The 12,085-nt window shown below is 70.5% G+C and carries 15 protein-coding genes; 10 read left to right on the forward strand and 5 right to left on the reverse strand.

Features of this window, described 5'->3' with window-relative positions:
• Positions 1-37 precede the first annotated feature (37 nt).
• A complete protein-coding gene (locus tag ACH4DZ_RS41610; protein ID WP_398294523.1) occupies positions 38-1,099 on the reverse strand; it encodes a Ppx/GppA family phosphatase in 1,062 nt (353 codons plus the stop codon).
• Positions 1,100-1,193: 94 nt separating this feature from the next.
• On the opposite strand from ACH4DZ_RS41610, the gene ACH4DZ_RS41615 reads away from it, so the two are divergent.
• The 4 genes from ACH4DZ_RS41615 to ACH4DZ_RS41630 all read left to right on the forward strand — a co-directional run bounded on the left by ACH4DZ_RS41615 (position 1,194) and on the right by ACH4DZ_RS41630 (position 3,764).
• Complete coding sequence (locus ACH4DZ_RS41615; RefSeq protein WP_398294525.1) at positions 1,194-1,577, forward strand: DUF6479 family protein; 384 nt, start codon at positions 1,194-1,196, stop codon at positions 1,575-1,577.
• Positions 1,578-1,657: 80 nt separating this feature from the next.
• On the forward strand, positions 1,658-2,242 hold the full coding sequence (locus tag ACH4DZ_RS41620) for a flavin reductase family protein (protein ID WP_398294527.1): 585 nt from the start codon (positions 1,658-1,660) through the stop codon (positions 2,240-2,242).
• Positions 2,243-2,404: 162 nt separating this feature from the next.
• A complete protein-coding gene (locus ACH4DZ_RS41625) occupies positions 2,405-3,370 on the forward strand; it encodes an LLM class F420-dependent oxidoreductase (RefSeq protein ID WP_398294529.1) in 966 nt (321 codons plus the stop codon).
• Positions 3,371-3,392: 22 nt separating this feature from the next.
• On the forward strand, positions 3,393-3,764 hold the full coding sequence (locus ACH4DZ_RS41630) for a VOC family protein (RefSeq protein ID WP_398294531.1): 372 nt from the start codon (positions 3,393-3,395) through the stop codon (positions 3,762-3,764).
• Positions 3,765-3,946: 182 nt separating this feature from the next.
• Here ACH4DZ_RS41630 and ACH4DZ_RS41635 read toward each other — a convergent pair whose 3' ends face one another.
• Positions 3,947-4,333, reverse strand: a complete 387-nt coding sequence (locus ACH4DZ_RS41635) for a VOC family protein (RefSeq protein WP_398294533.1) — start codon at positions 4,331-4,333, stop codon at positions 3,947-3,949.
• 86 nt (positions 4,334-4,419) lie between these two features.
• Here ACH4DZ_RS41635 and ACH4DZ_RS41640 point away from each other — a divergent pair, with 86 nt between their 5' ends.
• Positions 4,420-4,998 carry a GNAT family N-acetyltransferase gene (locus ACH4DZ_RS41640; protein ID WP_398294535.1) on the forward strand — a complete coding sequence of 193 codons (579 nt, stop codon included), beginning with the start codon at positions 4,420-4,422 and terminating at the stop codon, positions 4,996-4,998.
• Here the strand turns inward: ACH4DZ_RS41640 and ACH4DZ_RS41645 are convergent.
• Positions 4,988-5,671 (reverse strand): glycerophosphodiester phosphodiesterase family protein, encoded by a 684-nt coding sequence (locus ACH4DZ_RS41645; RefSeq protein ID WP_189773929.1) that lies wholly within the window; start codon positions 5,669-5,671, stop codon positions 4,988-4,990. The genes ACH4DZ_RS41640 and ACH4DZ_RS41645 overlap by 11 nt on opposite strands.
• 414 nt (positions 5,672-6,085) lie before the next feature.
• On the opposite strand from ACH4DZ_RS41645, the gene ACH4DZ_RS41650 reads away from it, so the two are divergent.
• The 4 genes from ACH4DZ_RS41650 to ACH4DZ_RS41665 all read left to right on the forward strand — a co-directional run bounded on the left by ACH4DZ_RS41650 (position 6,086) and on the right by ACH4DZ_RS41665 (position 10,009).
• Positions 6,086-7,483 (forward strand): DUF6421 family protein, encoded by a 1,398-nt coding sequence (locus ACH4DZ_RS41650; protein ID WP_398294537.1) that lies wholly within the window; start codon positions 6,086-6,088, stop codon positions 7,481-7,483.
• Positions 7,484-7,521: 38 nt separating this feature from the next.
• Positions 7,522-8,286: an SDR family NAD(P)-dependent oxidoreductase gene (locus tag ACH4DZ_RS41655; protein WP_398294539.1), complete on the forward strand. Its 765-nt coding sequence runs from the start codon at positions 7,522-7,524 to the stop codon at positions 8,284-8,286.
• Positions 8,283-9,353: a threonine aldolase family protein gene (locus ACH4DZ_RS41660; protein WP_398294590.1), complete on the forward strand. Its 1,071-nt coding sequence runs from the start codon at positions 8,283-8,285 to the stop codon at positions 9,351-9,353. The genes ACH4DZ_RS41655 and ACH4DZ_RS41660 overlap by 4 nt, the downstream gene beginning before the upstream one ends.
• 83 nt (positions 9,354-9,436) lie before the next feature.
• Positions 9,437-10,009, forward strand: coding sequence for a transglutaminase domain-containing protein (locus tag ACH4DZ_RS41665; RefSeq protein ID WP_398294541.1), 573 nt, complete (start codon positions 9,437-9,439; stop codon positions 10,007-10,009).
• Between the two features lie 50 nt (positions 10,010-10,059).
• Here the strand turns inward: ACH4DZ_RS41665 and ACH4DZ_RS41670 are convergent, their stop codons facing one another.
• Both ACH4DZ_RS41670 and ACH4DZ_RS41675 read right to left on the reverse strand, forming a co-directional pair.
• Positions 10,060-10,788, reverse strand: a complete 729-nt coding sequence (locus ACH4DZ_RS41670; protein WP_210890802.1) for a 1-acyl-sn-glycerol-3-phosphate acyltransferase — start codon at positions 10,786-10,788, stop codon at positions 10,060-10,062.
• A gap of 190 nt (positions 10,789-10,978) precedes the next feature.
• On the reverse strand, positions 10,979-11,395 hold the full coding sequence (locus tag ACH4DZ_RS41675) for a DUF4395 domain-containing protein (RefSeq protein WP_398294543.1): 417 nt from the start codon (positions 11,393-11,395) through the stop codon (positions 10,979-10,981).
• 74 nt (positions 11,396-11,469) lie between these two features.
• On the opposite strand from ACH4DZ_RS41675, the gene ACH4DZ_RS41680 reads away from it, so the two are divergent.
• On the forward strand, positions 11,470-11,892 hold the full coding sequence (locus tag ACH4DZ_RS41680) for a TlpA family protein disulfide reductase (protein ID WP_398294545.1): 423 nt from the start codon (positions 11,470-11,472) through the stop codon (positions 11,890-11,892).
• The last annotated feature ends 193 nt before the right edge of the window (positions 11,893-12,085 follow it).

Below are 12,085 nucleotides of genomic sequence, written 5' to 3' on the forward strand. Positions count from 1 at the left end.
GTGAACGGCCCGCACCGCACAGCGCGAGCGCCGGTTGTCAGCCCGGGCGTCGGGCCGAGGACGAGGGGGCCGACGCGGCCGTCGGCTCCGCCCCGCGCAGGGGGCGGAGCACCAGCGGCGTCGCCGCCGACGCCGCGCTCTCCTGGGCCTCCAGGCTGTACGAGTCCCACCACTCGGAGCTGCCGTCCTCGATACAGCGCAGCAGCACCCCTTCACGCAGCGCCCAAGGGCAGATGGTCACCTCGTCGATGCCCATCAGTTTCATCGTGGTGTGCGCGACGATCGCTCCGGCCAGGGACTGCCCGGAGCGCGCGAGGGAGATACCGGGCAGGAGAGCGCGCTCCGCGGCCGGCAGCACCGCCAGCTGCTGCACGGCCCTGCCCAGGTCGGAGCGGGTCATGGTCCTGGTGGTGAAGGGCCCGGACCGGCCGGGAGCCGCCCCGCACAGCCGTCCCAGCTGCTGGAACGTCCGCGAGGTGACGACCGCCGTCCGTGGTGCCTCCCAGCGGATGCGGGCCGCGACATCGCGCAGCTGATGGCGTACGTGCCGGCGCAGCAGCCGGGTCCGGTGCGGCGACGGCGGGTCCTGGCCGCGGAAGAACTCACGGGTCAGCCGGTTGGCGCCCAGGGGCAGCGCGATGGCGAAGTCGGGCAGCCTGCTCCGGCCGAAGGCGACCTCGAACGATCCGCCCCCGATGTCCAGCAGGGCCAGCGGTCCGGCGCGCCAGCCCATCCAGCGTCGCGCGGCCAGGAAGGTCAGCTCGGCCTCCACCTCGCCGGGCAGCACGTGCAGCGCCACCCCCGACTCCGCGGCGATCCGGCCGAGGATCTCGTCGCGGTTCGGGGCGTCCCGCACGATGGCGGTGGCGAACGCGAACGGCCTGCTCACCCCCCACCGCCTGCCCTCCGCCCGGGTGTCCCGCACCGCTTCCACCAGCCGGTCCACCTGTTTCGTCGGCAGATGGCCGCCCCGCTCCACATGGGCGGAGAGACGCAGCTGACGCTTGGCGGTGTGCACGGGAAGCGGAACCGCACCATCCGTTTCCGCGATCACAAGCCGTACCGTGTTCGAGCCGACGTCGAGTACACCCATTCGCATCCCCTCCCCGTACCCCCGGCGGCTCCCGGCACACCGCGACCCGCCTACCGGCCCCGCCTTGTTTGGGTCGTTCTGCGCGGGTACTCGCGCCTTTATGGAGAGCTTCGGCAGGGACGCAGCGATCCCGCACGAGGTCGTGGCCGGTTCGGCGCCCTTCGTCGTGGGACCCCTCGTGGTGGGACTTCTGGTCACGGCCATGCTGGTCGTCGCGGTGTGGTGGGGCATGCGGGTGCGCGGCCGGGAACCCGGTCCGCCGCGACCCGAGGACCAGCCCCGGCTGCCCGAGACCGGCGCGGTCCACGAGATCTCGGAGATGCGCGAGCCCGACGAGATGCCGCACGACGGCAGCGTCCTCACCCCGCATGAGCTGCGTTCCTCGGGCAACATGTCCACGCGGCGGGCCAGGAACCAGAAGCGGCGCCGGTGGAGCCGGAACAGCAGCGGCGGCTTCGGGAGCGGCGGTCTCGGCAGCCACTGAGACGTCGGGTGCGGAGTTTTCAGAGGTGATGGAGCGTTCCGCGCAGACGAGGACTTCGGCGAAGGGCGGGGGACCCGGGGATGGTGGGGAATTCGGGGGCGGCCGGGTCCATGGAGCCGTTCCTCGACCGGCTCGACACCCCGGTCTACGTGGTGACGGTCCACGCCGACGGGGAGCGGGCGGGCTGTCTGGTGGGTTTCGCCGCGCAGTGCTCGATCCGGCCGGCCCGTTTCATGGTGTGGCTGTCGAAGGCCAACCGCACCTACCGGGTGGCCCGCTCGGCCCCGCGGCTCGCCGTGCATCTGCTCGGCCGGGACCAGTACGCGCTCGCGGAGCTGTTCGGAGGAGAGACCGGGGACGGCGTGGACGGGAGCGGGCACCGGGTCGACAAGTTCACCCGCGCGGCGTGGACCCCCGGGCCGGGTGGCGTCCCCGTGCTGGACGGGGTGCCCGCCTGGTTCGTGGGGCAGGTCGAGGGGCGCGTGGACGCCGGTGATCATGTGGGCTTCCTGCTCGGCCCGATCGCGTCCGGAGCCGATGACGGGACCCGCGGAACGGGCGGGCCCGCCGGAAGCGGTACGACCGGCACAACCGGCAGAATCGGCGAGGAGCCGTTGCGGCTGAGCGATGTGAGCCACATCGCCGCCGGCCACCCGGTCGACTGACCCGCACCCACGCCTGCACCCGCACCCGCGCCTCCATCCGCACCGGCGCCCCGACCCGCGCGCGTTCGTCCCGCCGGATGACTGGACCGTCGAGGTACGGGCACTCGGGTGCCGCCCGAAGGGAGAACGTTTCGGGTCACCTCGACCGGCTACTAGGAATATATGGTGCAAATCGGATACACGATGATGACCGAACAGGCCGGGCCGCGCGAGCTCGTACAGCACGTGTTGGCCGCCGAGAAGGTGGGCTTCGACTTCTCGGTCACGTCCGACCACTACTTCCCCTGGCTGGCCGAGCAGGGACACGCGCCGTACGCGTGGAGCGTTCTCGGGGCCGCCGCGCAGGCCACTTCCACGATCCCCCTCATGACGTACGTGACCTGTCCGACGACCCGCTACCACCCGGCGGTCGTCGCGCAGAAGGCCGCCACCACGCAGCTGCTCGCCGAGGGCCGCTTCCGGCTCGGGCTCGGCTCCGGCGAGAACCTCAACGAGCATGTGGTGGGCGGTGGTTGGCCCGCCGCCCACGTGCGCCTCGAAATGCTGGAAGAGGCCGTCGAGATCATCCGCGCGCTGTTCGAGGGCAAGAACGTGAACCACCACGGAACGCACTTCGACGTGGAGAACGCCAAGCTCTTCGATCTGCCGGACGAGCCGACGCCCATCGGTGTCGCCGTCTCGGGCGAACGCTCCTGCGCCCTCGCGGGGCGGCTGGCCGACCTGGTGATCGCGACCGAGCCGAAGGCCGAACTGATCGAGTCCTTCGACCGGCACGGCGGCAGCGGCAAGCCCAGGGTGGGCCAGCTGCCCGTCTGCTTCGACACCGACAGGGATGCCGCGGTGGCGCGGGCGCACGAGCAGTTCCGCTGGTCGCTGGGCGGCTGGCCGGTCAACTCCGAACTTCCGGGCCCGGCGAGCTTCGACACGGCCACCCAGCTCGTCCGGCCCGAGGACGTCGCCGAGAGCGTCCCGTGCGGCGACGACGTGGACGCCTTCGTCGAGGCCGTCCGCCCCTACGTCGAGGCGGGCTTCACCGAGGTCGCCCTCGTCCAGATCGGGGGAGACCACCAGTTCCCCTTCCTGGACTGGGCGGAGAAGAAGCTGCTGCCCGCGCTGAAGGACCTGTGAACGCCGAAGCGAAGGGACCACCATGGCCATCGCCACGTACAGCCTCGTAGCCCTCGACTGCCCGGATCCGCCCGCGCTGGCGGAGTTCTACGCGGGCGTCCTGGGCGGCGAGGTGAGTCGGTACAGCGACGACTGGTACGACCTTCGCGTGCCCGGCGGCCATCGCATCTCCTTCCAGCGGGCCCCGGACCACCGCCCGCCGGACTGGCCGAGCGCCGACGGCGGCTCCCAGCAGCTGCACCTGGACTTCGACGTGCCGGACATGGACGAGGCCGAGGCGCAGGTACTGGCCCTCGGCGCCACCCCGCTCGACCTGGACGACGAGGACGGCCGCCGGGGCTTTCGCGTGTACGCGGATCCGGCGGGCCACCCGTTCTGCCTCTGCCGGCAGTAACGCCTGCCCGCCTGCCCGCCCGGCCGGGGAACGGTGATCGGGCGCCACCACCGTCGGCCGCAGTCACCACCGTCGACCGCTGTCACCACCGTCGGCCGCGGCCGCCGGCCGCCGCCGCGAGCGGCCCGGCGCTGACGGCGGGCTCGGCCCGCCGGGCCCGCCGAGTCACCGTGCCCGGTCCCTCAGGGCCGGTACCGCAGCGGATGGTCCGACGGCACCTCCACCACCGCGATCCGCGTGCCGTCCGGATCCGTGAGCCACATCTCGACGAGCCCCCACGGCTCCTTCACCGGCGGCCGGTCCACCTCGACACCGGCGGCCACGAGTTCCTCGTACGCCGCCCGCACGTCGGCCACCTGAAGCCACAGCTCGACGGCAGGGGAGGGCGGTTCCGCGGAACGGCCCGAGACTTCGAGGAAGCCGCCGCCGAGGAAGTAGACGGTGCCGCGCTCGGGTCCCGTGCCGAACTCGCGGTAGACGGGCAGCCCGAGCTTCTCGCCGTAGAAGGCGTGGGAACGCTCGGGATCGGAGGGGCGGAGCAAGGTCCGACTGCTCAGTACATGCACCATGAGTCCCCAGCGTAGGGGGAGTGAAGGCAGGGGTTACTCTCGTCCATGGCCGAGCCGCGCCGCGCCCGAGATCGGAGAACCGCTCCATGCCCACCGCTCCCGACGGACTGACCTTCCGGGACGCCGTCGACACCGACGTGGACGCCCTGGTCGCACTGATCGAGTCGGCCTACCGAGGGGACTCCAGCCGGACCGGCTGGACCACCGAGGCGGACATCCTCCAGGGCCGGCGGACGGACCCGGAAGGCGTCCTCGCCGTCATCGAGTCGCCCGACAGCCGGCTGCTGATCGTCGAGCGCGACGGCACGACGGTCGCCTGCTGTCAGCTCGAACACCGGGGCAGGCACGCCTACTTCGGCATGTTCGCGGTCAGCCCCGCCCTCCAGGGGGCAGGTCTAGGCAAGGTGATCATCGCCGAGGCGGAGCGGCTGGCCGGCGAGACCTGGGACGCCAAGGAGATGCACATGACCGTGATCTCCGTGCGCGAGGACCTCATCGCCTGGTACGAACGGCGCGGCTACCGCCGTACGGGAGAGATGACTCCCTTCCCCTACGGCGACGAGCGGTTCGGTGTGCCGCAGCGCGACGACCTGCAGTTCGAGCTCCTGACGAAGCCGCTCGTACCATCGTCACGCCGCAGCCCCGCGTCGGTGACTACGCCGTGAAGCGGCCGGTGCGCTTGATCTCCGGGTAGTCGGTGGTCGCGCCGTCCAGCTCCAGGGCGCGGACCAGCCGCAGATGGTCCTGGGTGTTCACGACCCAGCCGATGATCCGCAGATCCGCCTTGCGGGCGCGCTCGACGACCTCCAGCGTCAGCCGCCGGATGTTCAGCACCAGGGTCGTGGCGCCGACCGCGGTCGCCCGCTCGACGACATCGATGCCATAGCGGCTGGCGACCAGCGCCGTACGGACGCCCGGCACGAGCCGCGCGATCTCGGCGACGGCCTCGTCGTGGAAGGACAGCACCTCGACCCGGCCGACCAGGTCGCGCCGGTTCATCACCTCGGCCAGCGCCCGGGCCGCGGCCACGTCCTTGATCTCTGCCTGGAGCGGGGCCGTGACGGCGTCCAGGACCTCCTCGAAGACCGGGACGCGCTCACCGCGACCCGCGTCCAGCACGCGCAGCTCCGCGAGGGTCTTCTCGGCGATCGGCCCCGAACCGTCGGTCGTACGGTCCACGTCGGCGTCGTGCATGACGACGAGCGCGCCGTCCTTGCTCAGATGCAGATCCAGCTCGATCAGGTCGAGGCCCGCCTGCTGGGCGGCGGTGAAGGAACGAAGGGTGTTCTCCGGTTCGACACCCATGATCCCGCGATGACCGATGGTGAGGAAGTTCAAGGGTTGACTCCGCTTCCGTCGACGGCGGCTCGGCTGCCGCGCACGGCGGTCCCGTGCCCACGCGGCAAGGCCGCAGCCTAATGGCCCCGACGGACCTTGTACCCGCTCCGGTGGCCGGGAATGAGCCCTGTCGGCGCGGGGGAACGGGCCCTGCCCACCCCTTCGCGGCTCACCCCCGCGTGGGCGAGTCCCCGGCCGGTTGACCGGACGTCGGGCCGGCTACCGGCAGCCGGTCACCCGAACTCCGGCAGGTACCCGGCTGACGGCGGAAGTATTCGCCCCCAGGGTGTCCCGCAGGAAAAATAGCGGTGAAGTTGCAAGGGGGCAGGATAATCTCCCGATGCTCCACTTGTCCCGGAGAGTCCTCCACGCATACGGTGTTCATACGCGAGGTTCTCCCGTGGAAGGTGGGTCATGACGGAAATTCTTGTGCAGGTGGGTGCGGAGGAGCGGATTCCTCCCCGGAGCAGGGTGGTGAGCCACCCGGCCTGGCCCGTGCTCAAGGATGCCGTGGAGCGGATCCGGCCATGGCAGTCCAAGGACGGGTCGATCGACTTCGACGCCGAGAGCGCCCCCGATCCGGCCGACGCCGACCTGGCCGTGCGCCGGGTCATGGACGCCGTCCAGGAGCTGTCGCCGCTCGTCTCGCACGACGCCGAGTACCACGCGGCGCTCGTCGAGGACCTGCGCCGCTGGGCCGACGGCGGCTTCAAGGTGCCCGACTTCCTCGACTCGCTGCTGGCCTTCCAGCCGGCGGCGCACCGCGAGGACGGCCTCGAACACCTGGTCCTCTTCCCCATGTACACGCAGAACGGGAATCCGGACCGCAACTTCGAGGCGGTCGTCCTTCGCATGGTGTGGCCCGACTGGCTGGCCGAGCTGGAGCGCACCCGCTACGACAACCCGTTGTTCTGCGGCATCACCTTCGAGGACTTCACCGCCGGGTACGACACCAACTCGGCCGTCCTCTTCCCCGAGACCATCGCCGTGCGCGAGGCCCCGGAGCGGTTCAGCTGGGGCGGTATCTTCTGCGACCGCGAGGCCGCCCGCTTCCGCAAGGTCACCGAGGCCGCCGTCGGCACGCTCGGCCTCGAACTGCCCGACGACATCCGCGAGATGGTCGGCGACCAGGCACGCTGCGAGCAGGCCTTCGTCCTGTGGGACATGGTCCACGACCGTACCCACAGCCACGGCGACCTGCCCTTCGACCCCTTCATGATCAAGCAGCGCCAGCCGTTCTGGATGTACGGCCTGGAGGAGCTGCGCTGCGACCTCACCGCCTTCCGTGAGGCCGTGGGGCTGGAGGCCGACGGCTTCCCGCAGGGCCGCGACGTGCAGTACGCGGTGCTCTTCGACCGGATGTTCCGCTTCCCCGTGACCGGCGACCGCGTCCGCAACTACGACGGCCTCGGCGGACAGCTGCTCTTCGCCTACCTGCACAAGCACGATGTCGTGCGCTGGACCGACAACAAGCTCTTCATCGACTGGCAGCGCGCCCCGCAGGTCACCAACGAGCTGTGCGCCGAGATCGAGAAGCTGTACCGCGACGGCATCGACCGTCCGAAACTGGTCCACTGGTTCGCCGCGTACGAGCTGGTCTCCCAGTACCTTTCCCCGCACCCGGGATCCCGCTGGGCCAAGGGCCCCGACGCCCTCGATCTGACGCTGCCGCCGCGAAAACTGGTGGACGACGTGCTTCCGGACGAGTTTCCCCTGAGCATGTTCTATGAGGCACTCTCGAAGAAGCTCAAGAACGTGATCGCCAGTACCCGGGGCATCACCGCCGCGAGTGCCGAGCGGGTGGCCGCGTGAGCGACCGCGTCCGTAACACTGCTCAGGAGGCGAAGACCATGGGGAACGGTAACGGCGGGGCACTGAGCGGCGCGGTGATCGCGGTGGCCGGCGCGGGCGGTCCGGTGGGCCGGGCGACCCTGCTGCGGCTCGCCGAGGCCGGGGCCGTGGTCGTCGGGTCCGACAACGACCCGGAGCGACTGGCCGAGGCCGTGGACGCGGCCCGCTACGCGCACGGCGGCGCCACCGTCGTCGGCGACACGGTCGACCTCCTCGACCGGGACTCGGCCAAGGACTGGGCGACGCGCACCGAGAAGGAGTTCGGGCGCGTCGACGGACTGGTCCACCTCGTCGGCGGCTGGCGCGGCAGCGAGACCTTCACCAAGACCAGTCTCGACGACTGGGACCTGCTGGAACTGCTGCTCATCCGTACCGTGCAGCACACCTCCCTCGCCTTCCACGAGGCACTGCAGCGCAGCGACCGCGGCCGGTACGTCCTGATCAGCGCCGCGGGCGCCGGCAAGCCCACCGCGGGCAACGCCGCGTACGCGGCCGCCAAGGCCGCCGCCGAGGCGTGGACGCTGGCCATGGCCGACTACTTCCGCAAGGCGGGCATCTCCGAGGGCGCCGAAGGGCCGACGTCCGCAGCCGCCATCCTGGTCGTGAAGGCGCTGGTGCACGACGCGATGCGCGCCGAGCGCCCGAACGCGAAGTTCGCGGGCTTCACGGACGTCAAGGATCTCGCCGAGTCCATCACCGGTGTCTGGGAGCAGCCCGCCCCCGAAGTGAACGGAAAGCGTCTGTGGCTGACCGAGAAGCCGTGAACCCACCGAGGACGGATGCCCGGCGGCGCCACGACCCGCAGGTGCGCGGCTTCGCGAGCGACAACTACGCCGGGGCCCACCCCGAGGTGCTCGCCGCCCTGGCCCTCGCCAACGGCGGCCACCAGATCGCGTACGGCGAGGACGACTACACCGGCCACCTCCAGCAGGTGATGCGCGGGCACTTCGGCGCGGGCGCCGAGGCGTTCCCCGTCTTCAACGGCACGGGCGCCAACGTCGTGGCACTGCAGGCGCTCACCGACCGCTGGGGCGCGGTGATCTGCGCGGAGAGCGCGCACATCAACGTCGACGAGGGCGGTGCTCCCGAGCGCATGGGCGGGCTCAAGCTGCTCACGGTGGCCACGCCCGACGGCAAGCTCACCCCCGAGCTGATCGACCGGCAGGCCTACGGCTGGGACGACGAGCACCGGGCGATGCCGCAGGTGGTGTCGATCACCCAGAACACCGAACTGGGCACGGTGTACACGCCCGACGAGGTCCGCGCCATCTGCGAGCACGCCCACGGGCACGGCATGAAGGTGCACCTCGACGGCGCCCGGATAGCCAACGCGGCCGCCTCCCTGGACGTACCGATGCGGGCGTTCACCAACGCGGTCGGCGTGGACGTCCTGTCCTTCGGCGGCACCAAGAACGGCGCGCTGTTCGGTGAGGCCGTCGTCGTCCTGAACCGGGACGCCGTCAGCCACATGAAGCACCTGCGCAAGCTGTCGATGCAGCTCGCCTCCAAGGCGCGCTTCGTGTCGGTGCAGTTGGAGGCCCTGCTCGCCAAGGACCTGTGGCTGCGCAACGCCCGCCACGCCAACGAGATGGCCCAGCGCCTCGCCGAGGGTGTGCGCGCGGTGCACGGCGTCGAGATCCTGTACCCGGTGCAGGCCAACGCGGTCTTCGCCCGGTTGCCCCACGACGTGAGTGAACGGCTGCAGAAGCGCTACCGCTTCTACTTCTGGGACGAGGCCGCGGGAGACGTCCGCTGGATGTGCGCGTTCGACACGACCGAGGACGACGTCGACGGATTCGTGGCGGCGCTCAAGGAGGAGATGGCGAGCTGACGGCCTGGAGAGTCATGCATAGATATGCGGATGCCTGGAAAAGTAATTGACGCCGGGTGATCGTCTTCCTATGCTCTGCAGGTATGGAGCTGATCCAGGAAAACCCCGACCTGTCCGCCTATCTGGCCGCGGACGAGGCCATCGACCACCATCATCCGATCGTGCGAGAGGTGTCCGCGCGGCTGGCGGGCGAGGTCGCCGACTCGTATGCCTATGCACAGGCCGCGTTCGAGTTCGTGCGCGACACCATCCCGCACTCCCAGGACTCCGGCGACCCGCGCGTCACCTGGCGCGCCTCCGACGTCCTGGAGCGGGGTACGGGCATCTGCTACGCCAAGGCCCACGCCCTGGCCGCCCTGCTGCGAGCCGAGGACATCCCGACGGCGTTCTGCTACCAGAAGTTCGACGTGGTGCACGGACTCGTCGCGGTCCGCTTCAACGGTGCCTGGCACCGGCAGGACCCCCGGGGCAACAAACCGGGCGTGGACGCCCGTTTCTCCCTCGACGGCGAGCGCCTGGCCTTCACGCCCGACCCGGAGGCGCACGAGCTGGACTACCCGGAGCTGTACGCCGAACCGCACCCGGCCGTCCTGGCCGCGCTCAAGGCCGCCCGGGACCGCCCACACCTGTGGGAGTCGCTTCCCACCGAGCTCTGAGTCGGCGGGCCCGCGGGCGGCCCGCCCGTCGTCGGCGGAGCGCCGCGCGCTCAGCGGGCCTCGGAGGCCTTCACTTCTTCGGGGGTCGGCGCCGTACCGCCGAGGTGCGCCGGCATCCACCAGGTGTCGTCCGGGCCCTTGGGGCGTACGGGGTAGGCGCGCTGCGCGGCTTCCAGGAGCTCCTGTACGCGCTCGCGCACCTGCCGGGTGATCGCGCCCGCGTACTTGTCGCGGGAGGCCTCGATCGCCTCGCCGACCCGGATGGTGATCGGGGTGTGGCTGCGCTTGAAGTTGCGCGGGTGGCCCTTGGTCCACAGCCGCTGCGTACCCCACACGGCCATCGGGATCAGCGGGACGCCCGCCTCCTGGGCCATGCGCGCCGCACCCGACTTGAAGCTCTTCAGGGTGAAGGACTGGGAGATCGTGGCCTCGGGGAAGACGCCGACGATTTCACCGGACCGCAGTGAGGCCAGCGCGTGGGCGTACGCCGTCTCTCCCTGCTTGCGGTCCACGGGGATGTGCTTCATGTTGCGCATCAGCGGGCCCGAGATCCTGTGCCGGAACACCGACTCCTTGGCCATGAAACGGACGAGGCGCTTCTGCGGCAGGGCGGCGAGACCGTCGAAGATGAAGTCCAGATAGCTGATGTGGTTGCTCACCAGCACCGCACCGCCCGTGCGCGGGATGTTCTCCGTCCCCTTGAGATCGATCTTCAGGTCCCAGGCCTTGAACAACGTCTGGGCGAGACCGATGGCGGGACGGTAGGCAAGCTCAGCCATGAACGGAGTGGACCCTTCTCTCTGTTCTGCCTGGGAAGGGGTGCTCCCGGCGGGAAACTTACGCTGCCGTAGGTTTACGGCATTGCGCAGATCGTGCCCGAAGAACGGACGAGTGACCAGCCCTGGTGCCTGAGATTGGCGAGATCCTCGTCACGTAACCCTTGATCCACCTCGGTGTTTTACGTCGCCTTTACTTTGCGCGAACCGCCACCCGCCGTACGAGCAGGTACATCTCGCACCCGACGCAATACCCGAACGCCGCGTTGAGAAACGCCGCCGCGAGCGCCGCCCCGGTCGCGGCGAGTCCGAGCCACTCGGGGCCCACGGTGAGGCCGAGGAGACCGATCGCCGCGAACGCGAACCCGACCGCCTGCGCGAACCGCGGCGGCTCGGGCGCCTCGAACTCCGTGGGCGGCGCGAGGCGTGGACGCACGACCCCGCGGAACAGCAGACCGTACGGGGAGCGGCCCGCGCCGCCCACCGCGCCGAGCGCGAACACCAGCGTCTGCCAGGCCAGCAGCCAGGCACTGCCGGTGATCAGTACGACCGCCAGTACCGCGGTCGTCACGGCCGCTCCGAAACGCGGCCCACGTGCATCGATGTCCATGAATCGAGTATTCCGCGGGGAGGACTTCCGCGGGCCGGGGAATCTTTACAGCCTCGTGAACGCTGAAGCCGGGGATGACCGGACTCGCGGTGTGTGTGGTGGTGCTCGCCCTGGCGAGCGCCTACGGAGTGCTGAACCGACGTCGGAGCGGGAGGGTCGTAGTGCGTGGGCGGGACGACGGAAAACGGCTGGGCGCGGCCGAGTTGGGCGAGGGCCTCGGGGAACGGGCCACCCTCGTCCAGTTCTCCAGCGCCTTCTGCGCCCCCTGCAGGGCGACCCGCAGGGTGCTCGGCGAGGTCGCCGAGCTGGTTCCGGGCGTGCGGCACGTCGAGATCGACGCCGAAAGCCGTCTCGGACTCGTCCGCGAACTGGAGATCCTCAAGACGCCGACCGTGCTCGTCCTCGACGCCGAGGGTCGCGTCGTGCGCCGCGCCACCGGACAGCCGCGCAAGGCGGATGTGATCGCCGCGCTCGGTGAGGCGGTCGGCACCACCTGATCATCCGGCAGACCCTCGTCATCCGGACCACCCTGATCATCCAAAAGCCCCTGATCGTGAGGCTGGAGGCCCTCGGTGACGCATCTCCCACCTGCCGGGACGCACTTGACTGCATCAGCCAGCTATCGTCAGTCTGACCGTATGCCCATGGAACTCCCTCCCTTCGACCTGTTCGCGCGTGAACGCCATTCCG

The organism is Streptomyces sp. NPDC017991, from assembly GCF_044328075.1.
In the GTDB taxonomy this organism is placed as follows: Bacteria; Actinomycetota; Actinomycetes; order Streptomycetales; family Streptomycetaceae; genus Streptomyces.